At 40.4% G+C, this 21,006-nt stretch carries 19 protein-coding genes; 12 read left to right on the top strand and 7 right to left on the bottom strand.

Annotation, left to right across the window (positions count from 1 at the left end; all coding sequences use genetic code 11):
- Nucleotides 1-738 (top strand): hypothetical protein, encoded by a 738-nt coding sequence (locus SporoP8_RS06195; RefSeq protein WP_085131701.1) that lies wholly within the window; start codon nucleotides 1-3, stop codon nucleotides 736-738.
- Nucleotides 739-772: 34 nt separating this feature from the next.
- On the opposite strand, the gene SporoP8_RS16655 is transcribed toward SporoP8_RS06195, so the two are convergent.
- A complete protein-coding gene (locus tag SporoP8_RS16655; protein WP_198166082.1) occupies nucleotides 773-931 on the bottom strand; it encodes a YfhD family protein in 159 nt (52 codons plus the stop codon).
- Between the two features lie 233 nt (nucleotides 932-1,164).
- On the opposite strand from SporoP8_RS16655, the gene SporoP8_RS06190 reads away from it, so the two are divergent.
- The 10 genes from SporoP8_RS06190 to cax all read left to right on the top strand — a co-directional run bounded on the left by SporoP8_RS06190 (nucleotide 1,165) and on the right by cax (nucleotide 13,177).
- Nucleotides 1,165-1,449 carry a con-10 family general stress protein gene (locus tag SporoP8_RS06190; RefSeq protein ID WP_085131700.1) on the top strand — a complete coding sequence of 95 codons (285 nt, stop codon included), beginning with the start codon at nucleotides 1,165-1,167 and terminating at the stop codon, nucleotides 1,447-1,449.
- Nucleotides 1,450-1,625: 176 nt separating this feature from the next.
- Entirely contained in the window at nucleotides 1,626-2,972 is a 1,347-nt protein-coding gene (locus tag SporoP8_RS06185) for a sodium-dependent transporter (protein WP_085133570.1), read from the top strand.
- 235 nt (nucleotides 2,973-3,207) lie between these two features.
- A complete protein-coding gene (locus SporoP8_RS06180; protein WP_085131699.1) occupies nucleotides 3,208-4,005 on the top strand; it encodes an alpha/beta hydrolase family protein in 798 nt (265 codons plus the stop codon).
- 187 nt (nucleotides 4,006-4,192) lie between these two features.
- Nucleotides 4,193-6,073 carry an alkaline phosphatase family protein gene (locus tag SporoP8_RS06175; RefSeq protein WP_198166081.1) on the top strand — a complete coding sequence of 627 codons (1,881 nt, stop codon included), beginning with the start codon at nucleotides 4,193-4,195 and terminating at the stop codon, nucleotides 6,071-6,073.
- Nucleotides 6,074-6,288: 215 nt separating this feature from the next.
- Nucleotides 6,289-7,314, top strand: a complete 1,026-nt coding sequence (locus tag SporoP8_RS06170; protein WP_085131697.1) for an ABC transporter ATP-binding protein — start codon at nucleotides 6,289-6,291, stop codon at nucleotides 7,312-7,314.
- The gene (locus tag SporoP8_RS06165; protein ID WP_085131696.1) at nucleotides 7,289-8,308 is read left to right on the top strand and encodes an ABC transporter ATP-binding protein; all 1,020 of its coding nucleotides are present in this window, start codon (nucleotides 7,289-7,291) and stop codon (nucleotides 8,306-8,308) included. The genes SporoP8_RS06170 and SporoP8_RS06165 overlap by 26 nt, the downstream gene beginning before the upstream one ends.
- Nucleotides 8,305-9,933: an ABC transporter substrate-binding protein gene (locus SporoP8_RS06160; RefSeq protein ID WP_085131695.1), complete on the top strand. Its 1,629-nt coding sequence runs from the start codon at nucleotides 8,305-8,307 to the stop codon at nucleotides 9,931-9,933. The genes SporoP8_RS06165 and SporoP8_RS06160 overlap by 4 nt, the downstream gene beginning before the upstream one ends.
- A gap of 146 nt (nucleotides 9,934-10,079) precedes the next feature.
- Entirely contained in the window at nucleotides 10,080-11,030 is a 951-nt protein-coding gene (locus SporoP8_RS06155; RefSeq protein ID WP_420066738.1) for an ABC transporter permease, read from the top strand.
- A 17-nt stretch (nucleotides 11,031-11,047) separates the two neighbouring features.
- Nucleotides 11,048-11,944, top strand: coding sequence for a nickel transporter permease (gene nikC / locus SporoP8_RS06150; RefSeq protein ID WP_085131693.1), 897 nt, complete (start codon nucleotides 11,048-11,050; stop codon nucleotides 11,942-11,944).
- A 186-nt stretch (nucleotides 11,945-12,130) separates the two neighbouring features.
- Entirely contained in the window at nucleotides 12,131-13,177 is a 1,047-nt protein-coding gene (gene cax, locus SporoP8_RS06145) for a calcium/proton exchanger (RefSeq protein WP_255397471.1), read from the top strand.
- Between the two features lie 616 nt (nucleotides 13,178-13,793).
- Here the strand turns inward: cax and nspC are convergent.
- The 6 genes from nspC to speD are packed head-to-tail and all read right to left on the bottom strand — an operon-like array spanning nucleotide 13,794 to nucleotide 20,147.
- On the bottom strand, nucleotides 13,794-14,930 hold the full coding sequence (nspC, locus tag SporoP8_RS06140) for a carboxynorspermidine decarboxylase (RefSeq protein ID WP_085131691.1): 1,137 nt from the start codon (nucleotides 14,928-14,930) through the stop codon (nucleotides 13,794-13,796).
- 10 nt (nucleotides 14,931-14,940) lie between these two features.
- Nucleotides 14,941-16,140 (bottom strand): saccharopine dehydrogenase family protein, encoded by a 1,200-nt coding sequence (locus SporoP8_RS06135; RefSeq protein WP_085131690.1) that lies wholly within the window; start codon nucleotides 16,138-16,140, stop codon nucleotides 14,941-14,943.
- 16 nt (nucleotides 16,141-16,156) lie between these two features.
- Nucleotides 16,157-17,017: an agmatinase gene (speB, locus tag SporoP8_RS06130; protein WP_085131689.1), complete on the bottom strand. Its 861-nt coding sequence runs from the start codon at nucleotides 17,015-17,017 to the stop codon at nucleotides 16,157-16,159.
- Nucleotides 17,007-17,858 (bottom strand): polyamine aminopropyltransferase, encoded by an 852-nt coding sequence (gene speE / locus SporoP8_RS06125; RefSeq protein WP_085131688.1) that lies wholly within the window; start codon nucleotides 17,856-17,858, stop codon nucleotides 17,007-17,009. The genes speB and speE overlap by 11 nt, the downstream gene beginning before the upstream one ends.
- Nucleotides 17,855-19,336 carry an aminotransferase class I/II-fold pyridoxal phosphate-dependent enzyme gene (locus tag SporoP8_RS06120; RefSeq protein WP_085131687.1) on the bottom strand — a complete coding sequence of 494 codons (1,482 nt, stop codon included), beginning with the start codon at nucleotides 19,334-19,336 and terminating at the stop codon, nucleotides 17,855-17,857. The genes speE and SporoP8_RS06120 overlap by 4 nt, the downstream gene beginning before the upstream one ends.
- Nucleotides 19,323-20,147, bottom strand: a complete 825-nt coding sequence (speD, locus tag SporoP8_RS06115; protein ID WP_085131686.1) for an adenosylmethionine decarboxylase — start codon at nucleotides 20,145-20,147, stop codon at nucleotides 19,323-19,325. The genes SporoP8_RS06120 and speD overlap by 14 nt, the downstream gene beginning before the upstream one ends.
- 382 nt (nucleotides 20,148-20,529) lie before the next feature.
- On the opposite strand from speD, the gene SporoP8_RS06110 reads away from it, so the two are divergent.
- Nucleotides 20,530-20,937, top strand: coding sequence for a PaaI family thioesterase (locus tag SporoP8_RS06110; RefSeq protein ID WP_085131685.1), 408 nt, complete (start codon nucleotides 20,530-20,532; stop codon nucleotides 20,935-20,937).
- Nucleotides 20,938-21,006 lie beyond the last annotated feature (69 nt).

The following is a 21,006-nucleotide window of genomic DNA, read 5'->3' as shown; positions in this document are numbered from 1 at the left end:
ATGGATTCGCTTCGAAAAAAGTTACAACAAGAACTGCTACGACAGCCAGATATCCAAATACAACAATCAGACAGCTGGGGGTTGCCGGTTGTGCTCATTACTATACCCTACACAACGATTAAGCGCACGACGATGGACATATTAATGAAAATGATTTTACTTACAGTTCAAAAATTAGATGTAACTGAATCAAAAAAAATTGCAGATTTTCTCGCTGTGGAACCACTGTTTATCGAGAATTTGTTTAATAAGATGGAATCCGCACAAATGATCGAGTTGCGTAAAGATCGTTTTCAGTTGACGAGTGTTGGAGTAAGCCAATTACAATCGGGTATTTACGAACATCCACCTGAAAAAGCAGAAAAAACGTTTTATTATAGTCCGTGCCACGATTCAATTTTATGTGAACAACCTGAAAAAGTGTTCACAGCAAAAGTTAAAGAGTTTAGATTAGCTAAGAAATTCACAAGAAGTCCGCAACGACTAGATGATGAACAATTGCGTGCAACACTGCTTGCTACAGGAGCAGAAGCCGCAGAAGGCCCACTACAGAAGATTGTGGATAAAATAGAAATTCCCCAATCACTTGCTAACCAATTTATTCCCTGTGTGGAGTTTTCTCTATACAATCGCACGGAGAACAGCTATTTCACTAGAGTATGGAATACATTAACAGAAGAATGGGATGAGCGTCTGGAGAAACTCATAGATGAACAAGCTCCTCTTCGAAAAAAATAAATAAAGACCAGGAAATTTTTCCTGGTCTTTTTGCTTATGACTTACGTTTTTTTTGTGCGGAAGCTTTACGTAATTCAGCGAATTCTTTCGAGATTTCTTCATTCATGTCGCGTGCGGCAATCGTTTGGTTCTTTGGAGTTTGTGGTAACGAACCAGCCGAATTACTCCCTTTTTTATGTTCATCTCTTCCCATTTGTTATTCTCCCTTCTGTAAGTACCTTCATAAGTAAGTTGGTTCAAAAACGAGAAGTTATACATGAATATGTAGACAGCTTTTAGCAATACGTATAGATGTGTACTGAATTCCATTCTGTAAGCCTTTCTATCGAAAAAAGGCTATTTACGTAGTCTTGTGTTTAGCTCGTAGTGAATTGGGAATATATTCATTAAGCATTGTAAATTGAATAATAGGGAGGAAGAATATATATGGCTAATCAACATCATACTGATCAAGAGAAGAAAATGACTTTAAAAGAAGCGGGACGTAAAGGCGGTCAAGCAACATCTAAAAAGCACGACAAAGAGTTCTATGAACAGATTGGTCGTAAAGGCGGGGAAGCCACAGCTCAAAAGCATAGTAGTGAATTTTATAGAGAAATTGGTCGTAAAGGTGGAAAAGCTACTGCTGAGAAGCACGATAAACAATTTTATGAGAACATTGGACGTAAGGGAGGAGAAGCTAGAGCGCAACAGAATAAGAGTGTGAACTAAATGGCTAACGGGAATATATTCTTTAAGAAGAAAAGATGTAACCGAATGGAGTATTTCGATTCAGGTACATCTTTTTTGTTGTGCATAACTATAAACAATACAAATATGCTATTGTTTCTAATGGTGTAGTACAGTATAACTATAATTAGCAGAAGTAAAGGGAAATGGGTGAGGAAATGGAACAACGTAAAGAACAATGGTCTTCGAAGCTTGGATTTATCATGTCCTCGGCAGGTGCAGCAATCGGCCTTGGAGCAATCTGGAAGTTCCCGTATGTTACAGGAATGAGTGGCGGTGGCGCATTTTTCCTATTATTTGTCGTCTTTACAATTTTGATTGGATTACCCATGTTGGTTTCCGAATTCATTATTGGACGTGGTTCAGGTAGAGAAGCAATCAGTGCTTACAAGAAGTTGGCGCCAGCTAGTGCATGGCCATGGATTGGTAAGCTTGGTGTAGCAGGGTGTTTCCTTTTACTATCCTTCTATAGTGTAGTGGGTGGTTGGGTATTCGTGTATAGCGGATTATCTATAGGTGGCAAGATCATTAGTGAAGGTGCTTCCTATTCGGAACAATTTGGTTCGATTGTCGGTTCGCCAGTAACAACATTAATCGGTCTGTTCCTATTTACCATCATTAACATATTAGTCGTATCTTCCGGTGTACAAAACGGTATTGAAAAAGCGAATAAATATATGATGCCTTTATTATTTGTGTTTTTTATTATTTTAGTTATTCGTTCATTGACGTTGCCTGGTGCAATGGAAGGTGTATCATTCTTCCTGAAGCCTGATTTCTCTAGTATTACAAGAGAATCAGTATTATATGCACTTGGACAGTCTTTCTTTTCATTAGCCGTCGGATTTTCATGTATGGTAACGTATAGTTCATATCTGAAAAAAGACGTTAGTTTGACTTCATCTGCAAGTTCCGTAGTAGGGATGAATTTATTTGTATCGTTACTAGCAGGTTTAGCTATTTTTCCAGCAGTATTCGCGTTCGGGCAAGAACCGGCAGCGGGACCGGAATTACTCTTCATGGTGTTGCCAGCAGTCTTTTCGCAACTTCCGCTAGGGCAAGTATTCTTAGCGTTATTCTTAATTTTGTTCTTGTTTGCGACATTGACATCTTCGTTTAGTTTGTACGAAATTATTGTGGCAGCGATGACAGCGAGTGGTAAGCGTACACGTAAGTCTGTGACTTGGTTAATTGGTGCGGTTGTATTCATAGCTGCAATTCCTTCTGCTTTGTCTTCTAGTACGTTGTCAGGGTTGCTACTATTCGATAAGAGTGTTTTTGATGCGACAGATTACTTGGTCAGTAATATTTTGCTGCCAGCTGGAAGTTTGCTGATTGCATTATTTATTGTTCATAAGATGGATCAAGTGTTAGTGCGTGATGAATTTACACAGTATAATACGAAATCTATAGGTTTTTATCCACTCTGGCACTTTTTAATGAAGTGGGTAGTCCCATTGACTATTATTGTAGTGTTCTTAAATACGCTTGGGATTGTGAAGTAAAGTCGTTGTGCAAAGGGGAGTGGCATCGTTGGCCTGTATCCCCTCTGCAACGGAAATTCCAAATCACTCTGTACTTGTTCATTTGAATATACTAATCAGGCTCCCTAATATAGGAGTCTTTTTTCTATGTAAGAATAAGAGTTACTATTGGATTTATTTGACTTAAATCTATTTGAATTGTATAATACCTATTAAACATGTTGGAATAATATACTTACATGAGAGTAGGGAAGAAATGCAAAAAATGATCACGATTCGTTCTGGGGAAAATAATTTGTCGGGTGCGTTGCATCTGCCTGAATATAGAAAAGAAGCTATACCTTTGCTTATATTTATCCATGGGTTCGTAGGTAGTAAAGTAGGGGAACATCGTTTGTTTGTTAAAGCCGCTCGTTATTTCACAGAGCATGGATATGGGGTATTCCGCTTTGACTTTAGCGGTTGTGGTGAAAGTGACGGAGATTATGCAGATGTGACATTGACTAATCAATTAAAGGAAGTACAGGATGTCATCGATTATTTAAGTTCGTTTCGCGGTATAGATAAAAGCCGGATTTCATTAGTAGGACACAGTATGGGAGGGGCAGTTGCGTCGCTAACAGCAGCGAGTGATTCACGTATTAAACAACTGATTCTCTGGTCACCGGTAGGTACACCATACGAAGATATAATGGGAATTCTTGGACCAAAAGCAGTTCATGAAATTATAAGGCAAGGCAGTCATGATTATCACGGATTTATGATCAGCCAAACTTTTCTTAAGGATTTGAAAAGACATCAACCTATCGAAGCGATTCGTTCATTTACCGGACCTGTTCATATTGTTCATGCAAAAGAAGATGAACAAATATCAAAAGAACATGCGAGACAATACGTAAATTCACTCAATAAGCGCTTGAACGGAGAGCGAGTAATTGAACAATATATTGAACAGGCTGATCACACATTTTCAAGTTATTCTTTTGAAAATGAATTGTTTGATAAAAGCTTGACGTGGCTTGAAAGAAATTCAGTAAAACAGCTTGCATTGTAACCATAAATTGATAAATACCTTCTGCATAAGAGAATTGCAGGAGGTATTTTTAATAAAAAACATGACTTTTAGAACATAGTGTAGTTAGCAAGTTTACCGTGATTTAAGGTAGGGAATAGTAATACAAAGCGAGGGATGCAATATGTTTAAGCCACTGACTATTATAATAATTTTGGTTGTTTGTAGCATGACTAGTACTACTACCTCTTCGTCTGTTCAAGCAACACAACCAACGGGCACAATTAGTGTTGTGTCATTTGATGGATTGGGTTATCAAGACGCACAGAGATACATAGATAAAGGAATCATGTTGAATTTAGAGAGCTTTCAAAAAGAGGCTGCCTATGCGACGGATTTCATTACAGTTACACCATCATTGACTGCGCCATCACATGCCACACTGGCAAGCGGTGCAGCACCTTCCAAGACGGGGATTGTGAGTAATCAGTTCCACTCGACAGGTGAAAAAGTAAAAGATGATCAAAGCGGATTTGCACAAACGTTAGGCGTTACACCTATATGGAAAGAAGCGAGAAATCAAGGAAAAGTAACAGCGACAGTCTCTTTCCCCGATTCGAATCCTGAGAATGCCTCTGCTGCTACGTACGCTGTTTATTCAGGTGGGACCTTAGCAGATTCGAAACTTCATAATTTGAAATTTTCACCTATAGAAGATCAACGTGTTAAACAATTAACTGCAACTACCACAACAGAAGTGGAAGAAGCGGTGATTACATTAGATATAAAGAATTCACCATCCCAACAATTATATGTGTTGCGAATAGATGAGGAAGAACCGGAACTCTATATTTCAATGGATCCCAAACAAATAGGAGAAAAAGTATCAGCAAACGACTGGATCGGTATCGTGCTAGACCTACCAGACTTTGATAGTGCAGGATTCTATATAAAACTAAAAGAGGATCCTGCAGATAAAGATAGGCTACAATTATTTCAAGGTACTGTAATGGGAGGTCTGTACAAGGGACCTGACCAATTCACGGACGAGATAGAATCTGAATTTGGATTTTATCCCGCGGCTGATGAGATAGATGCCTTCAAAAAAGGAGATATTACAAGAGAAGAATATGAACAAGTAGGCGAACGTTTCGCAAATTGGGTGACGGATGTCAGCTTATATATTAAAGACTACTATCAACCAGACTTATTATTTTATTATTATCCAGTTGTAGATACTGAACTGCATAACTTTTTATTGAGAGAACCTGCCCAACCAGGATATGATTTATCGAATGTGTTGGAGAAAGAGAAATATGTTAGCTGGGCATTTGGACAAGCGGACCGAGCGATTGGGCGAATCAAAAACAATCTTAACCCTGATGATCACTTATTGATTGTTTCAGATCATGGGTTGGAACCAATTCACACGAGGCTTTCACCGAATAAAGAGCTTGAAAAAGCCGGACTGCTTGTAAAAGATGAAAAAGGAAATGTGGATACATCTAAGACGAAAGCATATGCGGAAGCAAGTGGAACCATTGCGCATGTGTATGTAAATTTAAAAGGCAGAGAGAAAAATGGAATTGTAAAAGAAGAGGAATACGAACAAGTAAAGAATGAAATTGTATCAGTTTTTACCGATAAGACCGTTTTTTCTGCCCTTTCACAAGATCCTGAAAGAGTAGCTCATCCTATTTTGAGTTGGCTCACTGGTAAAGCGGATCTAGCCTATACTTATCCGGTACCTTCAGTCTTATCTAAGCAGAAGAATATCGAGATCTCACCGTATGAAGCGGTTTGGACAGAAGAACAAGAGGAATATGCAACTTTTAGTAATGATAATAGCGGTGATGTATTCTTATCTGCTGCTCCAGGATACTTAATGGGAAAAGATGCGAAAATTGCTGTCGAACCGACCCAAGAATTGGGGAGTCATGGTGGTAATCCTGAGCGTTTGCCATTACATCCTATTCTATTTGCATCAGGTCCCAAAATTTCAAGCGGCGAAATTAGCGAAAGAATAACGATGACCGATATTGCACCAAGTCTATATAAACTACTAGATTTAAAAGCTCCAGAATTTATAGATGGTCAAGCCATTTGGTAAGGGAAATAATTATGCAGTTAAAAGAGTAGCATAACATTAGAAAAATCAGAAATTTTAAGAAGTGCGTAGGTATCAACTTTCCTAATGCACTTCTTTTTTTATTGCCATATTCTCTCACTATATTATTTTATGAAAAAAGCATCTTGCGTTTAATCAGAATAAAAGTATAATAATGATTAATGAGTTATTTCAGAAAAAAGGAAAAAGGTGAGTAAATGAACAAAAGAAAGAAATTACTTGAAGTTAAAGATTTGCAAACGACCTTTTTCACGGATTCAGGAGAAATTCCAGCAGTAGATCATGTGGACTTCTATGTAAGAGAAGGAGAAGTCTTAGGGATTGTTGGAGAATCAGGTTGCGGAAAGAGTGTCACCTCTTTATCTATCATGCAGTTAGTTCCAAGTCCGCCAGGGAAAATCACTGGAGGAGAAATCCTCTTTGAAGGTCAAGATCTCTTAAGGAAAACGGAGAAGGAAATGAGAGAGATTCGTGGGAATGACGTCGCAATGATCTTTCAAGAGCCTATGACTTCATTGAATCCACTTTTCACAATAGGCAATCAGATGTCTGAAGCCATTTCACTTCATCAGAAAAAATGGTCGAAAAAGCAAATTAAGGACCGAGCAATCGAAATGTTGAAACTAGTCGGACTACCCCGCTCTGAAGAAATTATGAAGGAATATCCTCATCAGTTATCCGGTGGTATGCGACAGCGTGTCATGATTGCAATGGCGCTTGTATGCGATCCGAAAGTACTCATTGCCGATGAACCTACAACAGCACTTGATGTAACTATTCAAGCACAAATCCTGAAATTGATGCGAGAGTTGAACGAGCGCATGAATACAGCGATTTTACTCATCACGCATGACTTAGGAGTGGTGGCTGAAACTTGTGAACGTGTCGTAGTCATGTATGCAGGACAAGTTATTGAAGAAGCCCCAACCGAAGTAATTTTTAAAAATCCTTGTCACCCTTATACACGCGGACTGATTCAGTCTGTACCAGATATGCGAGATAAAAAAGATCGTCTCTATTCGATTCCAGGTAACGTGCCAAAACCCGGATCCATTGATAGAGGATGTAGATTCGCAGCGAGATGTGAAAGCGCTTTCTCGAGGTGTTGGGTAGAAACACCGGAATTATACCGAAACTCCGAAAATCATCAAACTAGATGCTTTTTATATGACGAACAAGAAGGAGTGACGGGTGCTAATGAACAAACCACTGCTAAGAGTTGAAGGATTGAAAAAATACTTCCCAATTCGCAAAGGATTGATTGGTAAAACAGTAGGTCATGTCAAAGCGATCGATAATGTTTCGTTTCATGTAAATGAGGGAGAGACGCTCGGCATAGTAGGAGAAAGCGGTTGCGGTAAATCGACGACAGGACGGACGATTATGCAGTTGCTGGAACCGACAGAAGGAGTCGTCGAATTCCAGGGGAAAGATTTGACGAAGCTCTCTGCTAATGATATTCGAGCGGTTCGTCGAGACATCCAAATGGTCTTCCAAGATCCTTATGCTTCATTGAATCCTCGTCATACAATCGGCAAGATATTAGAAGAACCATTGATTGTCCATGGTGGTGGCAATGCAAAAGAACGACGTGAAAAAGTCGTAGAGTTCCTAAAAATTGTCGGTTTGAGTGAATATCACGCAACACGTTATCCTCACCAATTTAGTGGAGGGCAGCGTCAGCGAATTGGGATTGCCCGCGCTTTAATGACGAATCCCAAGTTGATTATTGCAGATGAACCAGTGTCTGCACTTGACGTATCCATTCAGGCGCAAGTATTAAACTTAATGCAGGATTTACAAAAGGAATTCAATTTGACATATATCTTCATTGCACATGATCTTGGTGTTGTACGCCATATCAGTGATCGTGTGGCAGTAATGTACTTGGGGAAGATTGTGGAGATTACAGAAAGTGAAGAGCTATATGCAACCCCCCTCCACCCGTATACACAGGCTTTACTGTCTGCAGTACCTGTACCAGATCCAAATTACAAGAAGGAACAAATCATTATTGAAGGGGATATGCCAAGCCCAGCGAATCCGCCAAGCGGTTGTGCATTCCACACTCGCTGCCCTTTTAAAATGGATGTGTGTACGAAAGTAACCCCTGTATTAGCAGAGGAGAAAGCTGGTCATTCTGTTGCTTGCCATCTTTATTCAACGGAAAGCAACGATGATATAGAAAGAAAAAAACAATTGGAGGGATCTGTATGAGAAAAGGGAAACTGTGGTCGTTCGCGTTGATCATGCTTCTTATCTTATCGACTGCTTTGGCGGCTTGTTCAGGCGGCGATGATAATGAAGGCAGTGGCGACAAGGACAAAGACGCTGCGGATAAAGGCGGCAGTGAGAACAAAACGTTAGTATTTGGACGAGGCGGAGATTCAACATCTCTTGACCCATCCCGTGTAACAGAAGGGGAGACATTTAAAGTAACGGTGAATTTATTCGAAACGTTATTAAACTTTGGGGAGCAGGATACGACGGTTCAACCAGGTCTTGCTAAAGAGTATGACACAAGTGAAGATGGATTGACGTATACATTCCAATTACAAGAAGGCGTGAAATTCCATGATGGCACTGATTTTAATGCAGAAGCAGTCGTAAAGAACTTTGAGCGTTGGGCGAATGGGGATTCAGATACATTCCCATACTACAACTCTATGTTTGGTGGATTTAAAGACGATGAAGAGCACGTAATTGAATCGGTTAAAGCAGATGGAGAATCCACAGTAATTATTACATTGAAGCGTCCACAAGCACCATTCTTGAAAAATCTTGCGATGAGTATGTTCGCTATTTCAAGTCCTGAAGCTTTTGAAAAGGGTGATGATGAGTATGAGCGTAACCCAGTAGGGACAGGTCCATTCAAGTTTGTAGAGTGGAAGCCAAATGAAACCATTACAATTGAAAAGAACGAAGAATACTGGCAAGAAGGGTTACCAAAATTGGAACGCATCATTTTCCAAGCCATTCCTGATAACTCTGCTCGTCTGAATGCTTTACTATCCGGAGAAATAGATTTAGCAGATGGAATCAATCCAGCTGATGGAGTAAAGATTGAAGATAATGATGCATTGCAGTTGTTCGAGCGCCCTTCCATGAACGTAGGATACCTCGGATTAACAGTAACTCGTGCGCCATTTGATAAAAAAGAAGTTCGTCAGGCGATGAACTATGCAATCGATAAACAATCTATTGTCGATTCATTCTTTGAAGGACGTGCCGAAGTGGCGAAAAATCCAATGCCTTCATCTATTTCAGGTTATAACGAAGATGTAGAAGCATATGCATATGATCCTGAAAAAGCTAAAGAACTATTGAAAGAAGCAGGTCTTGAAGACGGATTTGAAATGGAACTTTGGGCAATGCCAGTTCCACGTCCATATATGCCGGACGGAACGAAAGTAGCGGAAGCTATTCAAAGCAATTTGGCTGATGTGGGTATTAAAGCGAAAATCGTTTCTTATGAGTGGGCGACTTACCTAGATAAGGCGAGCAAAGGGGAAGCAGATGCTTTCATGCTTGGTTGGACTGGGGATAATGGAGACGCAGACAACTTCCTATATGTACTATTAGATGAAGACAATATCGGAAGTAATAACTACACGTACTTTAAGAACGACGAAACACATAAGCTATTCCTAGAAGCACAAACAGAAGTAGACGAAGACAAGCGTATCGAGTTGTATAAGCAAGCACAGGAAATTCTTCACGAAGAAGCTCCATGGGTACCACTTGCGCACTCCATCCCATTGTTAGGTGGAGCGAAGGAACTGACAGGGTTTGTTCCGCATCCAACTGGTTCTGATTTGTTGTCGAACGTAGAATTCAAATAAGTAATACGTAAATTACATGACGGAAGAAGAGGGAGAAGCCAGCATTCTCCCTTTCTTTGATTAATACATGATAAGCCGGAGGGGTGAAAGAGTTGTTCAACTATACGATTAAGAGGCTTTTACAGCTAATTCCTGTCCTGCTTGGTATGACCTTTTTAGTTTTTATGTTGATTCGTGCAATTCCTGGTAATCCAGCACAAGTAATTTTAGGACAACAAGCAACAAAAGAAGCAGTAGAAGCCTTGACGATCAAGCTAGGTCTTGATCAACCATGGTATACACAATACTTCAGTTATCTTGGCGGAATTTTAAAAGGTGATTTAGGAGAATCCATGCGTACACGCCTTCCTGTAGCAGACGAAATTTGGCCTTATTTAGCAGCTACATTGGAGTTGGCATTATTTGCGATGATTATCGCAGTCGTTGTAGGGGTGAATGCGGGTATTATTTCTGCTTGGTTCCAAAATTCATGGTTTGACTATTCAGCGATGGTACTAGCACTAGTTGGTGTTTCCATGCCGATCTTCTGGTTAGGGTTAATGGGGCAGTGGGCATTTGCAATCGAATTGCAATGGTTGCCGACAACTGGACGTGAAAATGTCCGTGATCCTGTATCCGCTATAACCAATTTATACATAATTGACACGCTTATCCAGGGCAGATTTGATCAATTATGGGTAGTTATTAAACACTTGATCTTACCTGGACTAGCGCTTGCAACCATTCCGATGGCGATTATCGCCCGAATGACGCGTTCAAGCATGCTAGAAGTGATGCGTTCAGACTATATTCGTACAGCACGAGCAAAGGGTCAGAAAATGTTTTGGGTAGTATATAAGCATGCATTAAAAAATGCAATCATTCCTGTTTTGACAGTTATCGGTCTGCAAATTGGTCTACTCTTGGGTGGAGCTATTCTGACGGAAACCATCTTCGCTTGGCCTGGAATTGGACGTTATATCTATGACGCAATCAACTTTAGAGATTATCCTGTTATTCAATCGGGCATTCTCATCGTGGCATTTATCTTTGTCATGATTAATCTGATCGTCGATTTACTATATGGACTGATCGATCCGAGGATTAAGTATGATTGAGGAAGGAGGAATAGTTCATGTCAGAATTTACGCCTAAGGTAGACGGGGTAGCAGAAGCAAAGTTAGAAAAAACAACAGGACCTTGGCGGGAAGCTTGGGTAGGTTTTCGCAAAAGTAAAGTAGCTGTCGTAGGCGCATTTATTGTCATATTCTTTATTTTGCTTGCACTCTTTGGTCCTCTTGTCACAAAAGAAGGCATCAACGAACAATTAATGACAGATCGACTGCAACCTCCTTCTTCGGAGTATTGGTTTGGAACGGATGACTTCGGACGTGATATATTCTCACGCATTATTCATGGTGCGCGTATTTCATTGTCTGTTGGATTCTTCTCGGTCGTTGGTTCAATTGTAGTGGGGAGTTTCCTTGGGATCATAGCGGGTTATTACGGTCGCTGGATCGATACTATTATCTCTAGAATATTCGATATTATGCTTGCTTTCCCTTCTATTTTATTGGCTATTGCGATTGTATCTGTATTGGGACCCAGCTTACGTAACGCATTGATTGCTATTGCAATTATTAACGTACCAAACTTCGGGCGTTTAATACGATCCAAAGTATTGAGTATTAAAGAGGATGAATATATTACAGCGGCAAAAGCAATTGGTATGAAAGACTTCAGAATTCTGTTTTCGCATATTTTGCCTAACTCGATGGCGCCTGTCATCGTACAAGGTACATTGGCCATTGCCACAGCTATTCTTGAAGCAGCGGCACTCGGATTTCTAGGATTAGGGGCAGAAGCTCCATACCCTGAGTGGGGAAAGATGTTAGCCGACTCCAAAGATTACTTGCAAAATGCTCCCTGGACAATGATTTTCCCTGGGCTTGCGATTATGCTGACTGTACTAGGCTTTAACTTAATGGGTGATGGCTTACGAGATGCCTTGGATCCGAAAATGAAGAGTTAAGCTGTTTTTTATGATGGATATAATCTGAAAAATGTAATAGGTAGGGGAGAGTCTTATTTACAGACTCTCCCCTATCTTTTTTTAGTACTAATAGGTGATAATTTTCGTTTTGATGATAAACCAGTTTATTTGAACTGGAATTAGGGAAAGATTATAACAAATTGATTATGGAAAGAGGTGGAGACACTGAATAAAGTATTTACTGTCATGGCATTTACAGGAGTACCTTTAGTATTTATAGCATCATTCTTGAATTGGTCAGATTTATGGATGTTTGCATTGTGTTGTTACAGTATTATTGCCCTTGCTGGATTCATTGGAAGAGCAACAGAAAGTTTAGCGATTGTCAGTGGACCACGAATCGGTGGTTTATTAAATGCAACATTCGGTAATGCAGTTGAACTTATTATTTCTATCTTTACTTTGAAAGCTGGATTAATTGCAATCGTACTGGCATCGTTGACAGGTTCAGTATTAGGAAACTTATTATTAGTTCTTGGTCTATCGTTTTTCGCAGGTGGTATTAAGCATAAAAGACAGAATTTTAATATTTTTGATGCCCGGTTTAATTCTGCATTATTGATTTTTGCCATTGTCGTGGCATTTGTGATTCCGGAAGTCTTCTCGATGACGATGGATACTAAAACTGGATTGAATTTGAGTATCGGTATTTCTATCATACTCATCCTGATTTATTTGGCAGGTCTGGTATTTAAGTTATTTACACATCGTGGCGTATTCGGTACCGAAACTCATGAGACAGAAGAAGTGCCAGAGTGGACAAAGAAGAAATCTATAGTGGTACTATTAGTTGCAACAGTAGCTGTTGCATTTGTTTCAGAAAAGCTTGTGCATACATTTGGGACGCTAGGTGAGAAGTTTGGCTGGTCAGAGTTGTTTATCGGTGTCATCATCGTCGCAATCGTTGGTAACGCGGCAGAGCATTCTTCTGCAATTACATTGGCGATGAAAAATAAAATGGATGTATCGGTAGAGATTGCAATCGGTTCTACATTGCAGGTCGCAATGTTTGTCACACCGGTGCTGGTACTGATATCGTTAATGATGCCTACTGCAATGCCACTTGTATTCACGTGGCCAGAGTTGATCGCGATGATTACCGCCACATTACTAGTCGTCAATATATGTCATGACGGAGAGTCAAATTGGTTCGAGGGACTCGTGCTATTTTCAGCCTATCTAATTATGGGGATTGGATTCTTCTTACTGTGAGTAGTAAGTATTAGGTTTAAGAGCAGGATAGAGGTAAGTAACGTTGATCTGCGTTCCAGGCGGACGCGTTCGGGAGGGCCCGCGGTGAACCAACTAGTCGCGGTGCTCCTTTAGTTGTTTCACCTGATCGGGCTGATCCTCCCCGAGTCGCCGCCTTCCACTTCGATCAACTGGTGTTATCTTCTGATGATCGCGAGTGGAATGAAAAACTTATGTACTATTCTAACTTGAACTGGAATATAAAAAGTATCAGTGTGTTGATTGGTAATTCTAATGATACCTTAAACTATTATAGACTTTTACACATTACTTATTTGTATCAAAGTGTAAAAACCCGATTTGCATTTTTCAGCGAATCGGGTTTTTACGTCTTAAACGAAATAGTCGAATGGAGTAAAGAAAATGATGTAATTTTGATTAGTAGTTATGAACTTGAACTCCACTTTCTAAAATCAGAAAAAGACACCAGATGATTGTAGTGGAAGGTGGCGACTCTTGATGGATAAGCGTGCGCCTTGAGACCCCGCAGGTAGCGAAGCGGCCCAAGCCACGTCCTTGGGAAAGCGTCCGCCTGGAACGTAGATCAACTTGCTCTCACTTTTCCCACTCACTACTCTTAAGACAACCGCTGCCTAAAATCCTCATAACCAAATTGCTTCACTACGTTGATTTCATCATTGGCAGTATGAAGGACAATCGATGGCAAATTAACGCCATTAAACGTATTGTTCTTCACCATCGAATAATGTGCCATGTCGCAAAATACCAGTCGATCGCCAGGTTGTAATGGCTGATCGAATGAATAATCCCCAATTACGTCCCCAGCAAGACAAGTTGGCCCTCCTAATCTATAAGTATGGGCTTTTTCATTTGGCATACCTGCCCCGATAATCTCCGGACGATAAGGCATCTCCAGAACATCTGGCATATGACAAGAAGCCGAAGTATCGAGAATAGCAATGTCCATACCATTATGCATCGTATCAAGTACTGTCGAGACGAGGAAGCCGGTGTTTAGCGCAACGGCTTCGCCCGGCTCAAGGTAAACGTCAAGATTATATTTATCTTGCATGAAACGAATGCAACGGATTAATGTCTCCAGATCGTAATCAGCACGAGTGATATGGTGACCGCCACCGAAGTTGATCCAATTCATCTTCTGTAAATGGGGACCGAATTCTTCGTCGATGATTTGGATCGTCCGCCACAACGTATCAGAGTTTTGCTCGCACATCGTATGGAAGTGCAGGCCACTAATACCTTCGAGTTCATCAGCTTCAAAATTATCTAACGTAACACCGAATCGTGAATAGGTGAAGCAAGGATTATACATATCGACTTCAATCTCAGAGTATTCAGGATTGATGCGGATTCCGCATTCAATCGACTTTTCCTGCTTTTGAACTTGGCTCTTGAACTGCTTCCACTGCGCAAATGAATTGAATACCAAATGATCAGAGTAACGAAGGATTTCCTCAAACTCGTTTTCTTGAAAAGCGGGGGCATACGTATGTACTTCTTTCCCCATTTCTTCAAAGCCAAGACGCGCTTCAAATACACCACTTGAAGTAACGCCATGCAAATACTGTCCGATTAACGGATAGACTGCAAACATCGAAAATCCTTTTTGTGCAAGTAAGATCTTGCATCCTGTTTGATCGGTAACGAATTTCATTTTTTCTAAGTTAGCAATCAGTAATTTTTCATCAACGACATAACTAGGCGATGGGACTGCTTGTACATCAAAGTTCATACTATTCTCCTCAGTCTATTAAAGTTGGATTGAAATCTTCATGCCAAGGTAAACCATACTCATTCAACGCATCCATGAATGGATCCGGATCGAACTCTTCAATATTGAAGACACCTGGCTTTTTCCATTTGCCTGTTAACATCATCATTGCACCGATCATAGCTGGAACACCTGTTGTATAGGAAATAGCTTGTGATCCCACTTCACGATAACACGCTTGATGATCACAAATATTGTAAACATAATACGTTTTTGGCTCACCGTTTTTCGTGCCTTGATAGATACAACCAATATTCGTTTTTCCTTTCGTACGCGGTCCTAGCGAAGCGGGGTCCGGTAGTACAGCTTTCAGGAATTGCAGTGGAACGATTTGCTGACCTTCAAAATCAATCGGTTCAATGGACGTCATTCCCACATTTTCAAGTACACGCAAATGCATCAAATACTTTTCAGAAAACGTCATCCAGAAACGAATTTTATTTACACCGGTAATATTTTTCGCCAATGATTCAAGTTCTTCGTGGTATAGCAAGTAGACGTCTTTTGGTCCGATTTCAGGTAGATCATAAACGCGTTTCACTTCAAGAGGTTCTGTTTCCACGAACTCTCCATTTTCATAATAGCGTCCGTTAGCTGTGATTTCACGGATATTGATTTCCGGGTTAAAGTTCGTTGCAAAAGGATACCCGTGGTCGCCTGCATTGGCATCGACAATATCAATCGTATGGATTTCATCGAAGTAATGCTTCAATGCGTATGCGGAGAACACACCCGTTACACCAGGGTCGAAACCACTGCCGAGCAATGCAGTTATACCTGCTTCTTCAAACTTCTCTTTATATGCCCACTGCCATTTATATTCGAATTTCGCTGTATCAAGTGGCTCGTAGTTCGCAGTATCCAAATAATCTACTTTTGTTTCAAGACATGCATCCATGATCGTCAAATCCTGATAAGGCAATGCGACATTAATGACGATATCCGGTTTAAATTCATTGATTAACGCGACGAGTTCAGGCACGTTATCTGCATCCACTTGAGCTGTTTGGATTTTTGTTTGTCCACCGTCAAGCTTTTCTTTCAATGCATCACATTTTGATTTCGTACGACTTGCGATACAGATTTCTTCAAATACATCGGGTACCTCACAACACTTATGCACGACGACACTTGCTACGCCACCAGCTCCAATAATTAATGCTTTTCCCATTAAAGACACCACCAATTTAGTTATTTTTATTTATAGCAATCGTTAATTCACGTAACACTTTACAAGCCACGGCTGTTGATGTACCGCTTTGATCGTAGATAGGAGACAGTTCGTTGATATCACAGGCAACAATATTCAAACCACTGACCGTCAAAATGGCTTGTAGCAACTCAACAAAGCTTACGCCACCCGCTTCCGGTGTACCGGTTCCAGGGAAGACGGAAGGATCCAGTACGTCTAGATCAATCGTCAAATAGACGGGTTTATCTTGTAGTTTTTCAACCGTATCTTCAAGTCCATCAAAATTAAACTTATTCATAAAAACATGCTGCTTAGCTGCCCATTCAAATTCTGGACGATCACCAGAACGAATACCGTATTGGAATATTTTGTTATCTCCAAGCAGGTCCCAGATTCTACGAATAACTGTAGCGTGAGACAGACGTTGATCTAAATAATCTTCACGCAAGTCTGTATGTGCATCGAATTGGATTACATGTAAATCCGGATACATTTTTGCAACAGCACGTACAGCTCCCAGAGTGACTAAATGTTCGCCACCAATCATGCAGGGGATTTTCCCATCCTTCAAAATAAGTGAAGTGAATTCTTCAATTTGCTCTAAAGCATGCTCGGTATTACCAAAACTAAGTTCTAGATCGCCACCGTCGAATAATGTGTAATCCGTCAAATCGGCTTCTTGATAAGGACTGTATGTCTCAAGACCGAATGATTCGCTTCGCATCGCTTTACTGGCAAATCGCGTACCAGGACGAAATGATGTGGTGGAATCAAATGGGGCACCGAAAATTACGAATGATGCCTCCTCGTAGTCTGCTTCGAACCCTAAAAATGTTTCTATATTTTTATTTAGCATGGGTCAGCAACTCCTTAACATAATTCGGCAAGGCGAATGAGCCGACATGAAGTTTTGTATTATAATATTTTGTTTGCAGACCAAGTGTATTCCATGCATCAGCATCCAGATCTTCTATCGGGTCATATTTCTTGGAAGCAAATCCGAACAGCCAGTGCCCCGATGGATAGGTTGGAATATGTGCTTGATAGACTTTGGAAACGGGAAAGAACCCCATAATACTTTTATGTGCACGCTGCATACCGCGTGCATCTTCGGTGTAAAATGGACTTTCATGCTGATTCACAAGAATGCCTTGTTCATTCAAAGCTTTATAGCAATTGCCATAAAACTCTTTCGTGAAGAGACCTTCACCTGGGCCGAATGGATCGGTGGAATCGACAATGATCAAATCATAGGCATTTTCTTGCTGACGGACGAATTTCAGACCGTCTTCAAAATAAAGTGTAACGCGCGGATCAGTCAGTTGAGCTGCGGTTTGTGGTAAAAACTTCTGGCATATTTTCACAACTTGCTCATCAATCTCCACCATATCGATTTGTTTGATCGATGGATAGCGCGTCAATTCGCGTACGGTACCACCATCACCTGCACCGATAACTAACACGTTTTGAATGGATGGGTTGGTAGCCATCGGCACGTGAACAATCATATCGTGATAAATGAATTCGTCTTTCTCTGTCACCATGACATAACCATCTAATGTCAAAATTTTACCAAACTCTGTCGTTTGGAAGACATCAATTTTCTGGAATTCACTCGTCGCAGTATATAGATGTTCTTCGACGCGAAAAGAAAAGCGTGTGTGAGGTGAATGATCTTCAGTAAACCATAGATTCATCGAACGTCCTCCTTTACTACATTAATCCAATCAACTTTTGCATCCTCGGTACCGGTTAAGAAACAACCCTTATCCTTACAATAATTGATGTATTCAATTATCTCGGTTGTGATTCGTTCCCCGGGTGCCACAATTGGAATGCCAGGTGGATAGCACATGACGAATTCGCTTGCCACATGTCCCGAAGACTCAGATAACAATAATGTATCTTTATCTGCGTAAAATGCTTGTTGAGGCGATTGAACAATTTGAGGATTGATATATTCATGATCGAATAAAGTACCAGGATCCTTTTTAAAACGCCGGTTTATTTCTGCTAGTGCTGCGACTAATCGTTCAAGATCCAGTGTACGGTCTCCGACTGAAATATAAGCCAGGATATTCGCTACGTCACCGAACTCGATTTGGATATCGTATTCATCGCGTAAAATATCATACACTTCAATGCCAGCCAATCCCATTTGGCGCGTATGAATCGACAATTTGGACTCATCGAAATCATAGATAGTATCGCCGTTGATTAGCTCTTTAGAATATGCATAGTAGCCGCCGATCTGATTGACTTCATCACGTGTATACTGCGCCATCGTGATCACCTTATCGAAGATTTCCTGCCCGTGTAGTGCCAGGTTCTTACGTGAAATATCTAGTGACGACATCAATAGATAAGAACCGCTCGTAGTTTGCGTCAAGTTAACAATCTGTCGCGTATAGCCTTCACTTACTTCATTGTTGATTAATAAAAATGAGCTTTGCGTTAAAGATCCACCTGATTTATGCATGCTAATAGAAGCCATATCCGCACCGACGGACATTGCCGAAGCAGGCAATTTATCATTAAAATAAAAATGCGTACCGTGTGCTTCATCCACTAACACCAACATACCGTGTGCATGTGCTAGATCAGTAATGGCTTTCATATTGGAGCAGATCCCATAATAAGTCGGATTATTAATGAGAATTGCCTTTGCATCGGGATGATCCATGATTGCTTTCTTTACTTCCTCCACCGCCATGCCGAGTGGAATGCCAAGTTCTTTCTGTACTCCTGGATTCACATAGATGGGAATAGCACCACTTAAGATCAAGGCATTGATTGCACTGCGATGAACATTTCGCGGCATGATAATTTTCTCACCCGCTTTACAAGCAGTCATGACCATTGCTTGTACGGCAGAGGTCGTCCCGTTCACGAGCAGGAAAGCGTGCTTCGCGCCAAACGCGTCCGCAGCCAACTCTTCAGCTTCCCGTATGACAGAAACGGGGTGACATAAATTATCAAGAGGTTTCATGGAATTCACGTCGTGTTGTAAGCAAGTATCCCCGAGAAAATCTACAAGCTCCTTATTGCCACGACCGTGTTTATGTCCGGGCACATCAAAAGGAACGACACGTGCTTCTTGATATTGCTGCAATGCTTCCATAATAGGAACGCGATGTTGTGATAATTTCAATGGTCTCTCCTCACTCGTTTTCATAGACGTTGGAACCGCTGTAGATTTCAATCATCTCTTTGCGAAGATTATGAGAGATTTGAAGGCGTTCTTTTGGCGGTAATTCTGAAACATCTTTGTTGAATAAATAATCTTGTAAATCAATCTCTTTAATGAGTAATTTTGTATGGAAGATATTCGCTTGGTAAACATTTATATCGATCGCATCATACTTTTGCAATGTTTTCTCGTCAATGAAGTCTTGAATGGATGTAATTGCATGATCCATAAAGAGTTTTTTGCCGTCGACTGACCGTGTAAATCCACGCACACGATAATCCGCGGTAATAATATCCGAATCAAAGCTTCCGATCAGGTAGTCGAGCGCGTTCAATGGAGAAATCTCTCCACATGTCGACACATCTATATCAACTCGAAATGTCGCAATGGAGTTATCGGGATGATATTCGGGATACGTATGGACGGTCACGTGGCTTTTGTCTAAATGACTGACGACAGAATCTTTATCCGGCAAGATGGGAATCGCACCTTGATTACAAGAAGGATCAATTTGTGATGCAGGGAACTTTTCCTCTGAAATCATCAACGTTACACTAGCGCCTTGTGGGTCGTAATCTTGTTTACTGACATTCAATACATGTGCACCAATCATCTCTGTGACATCGTAGAGGATCTTCGTTAACCGTTCCGAATTGTATTGCTCATCTATATAGGCGATATACTCACTTTGCTCTCTTCTACTTTTTGCATAGCTCACATCGTAAATGTTGAAGCTAAGAGTTTTGGTGAGGTTGTTAAAGCCGTAGAGCTTCAGCTTATTTTCCAACCGTAACATCCGTCCTTTCCAAATAAAGTGTTTATAAGCATATTCACATAAAAAAGCCCCTTTCCAATCCACATGAAATAATACAAACATGACAGATTGGAGAGGGACCTTTACTCTGTTTCGCTTGTTGATATAAGAATAGGGATGTATTCTATTCCATTACATAACAGGTGATTGGATTGGCATAATGCTCAAGTACTCTTCCTAAATTAAAAAACTTATGAAATTGATTTCATTATAAAGGAAAAAGAATAAAAAATATATACTTTTTATTGAAAAATATTAGAAAACAGCGTTTTTATAGCAAATGATAAAATGCTTTGAATTGTCGGCAGAACGTCTTTACGATATGGTATATAAAACAATTACTACATTTTCTGGAGGTAATGAAATGAACGATACAACAGTGGAATATTTAGAACAAGTTCGACAAGATTTCGAAACAAGCCCTTTTTGGAAATTTGCTGGTCTGCAGACACAAAAATTAGAAGCGGGTCATGTGGAATTATATTTACCATATCGTCAAGATTATGATAATGTACGCGGAACTATTCACGGTGGTATGTATATGTCCGTTCTCGATACGACGATGGGAATGCTTTGTCGTTCAATGGGTGCAAATGATGTTATGACGATTCAAATGACAACGCAATTCTTAAAGCCAGTCGTTCAGGAAGCGGTTTATTCAAAAGCTGCCATTATTAATAGAACACGCTCTACAGCTTTGGTTGAAGGAACACTATTCAATGAGAAGGACGAGTTAGTTGCTCATTGTACTGCTACGTTTAAGTTAAAGTGATTGTCGTGAACTGAGTAGTGATGTTTACCGGTAGTACAATAAAACAGCAGCCAAGCATAAAAGCGTGGC

This window comes from Sporosarcina ureae, assembly GCF_002101375.1.
GTDB lineage: Bacteria > Bacillota > Bacilli > Bacillales_A > Planococcaceae > Sporosarcina > Sporosarcina ureae_B.
This window is presented reverse-complemented; position numbering and strand designations above follow the sequence as displayed.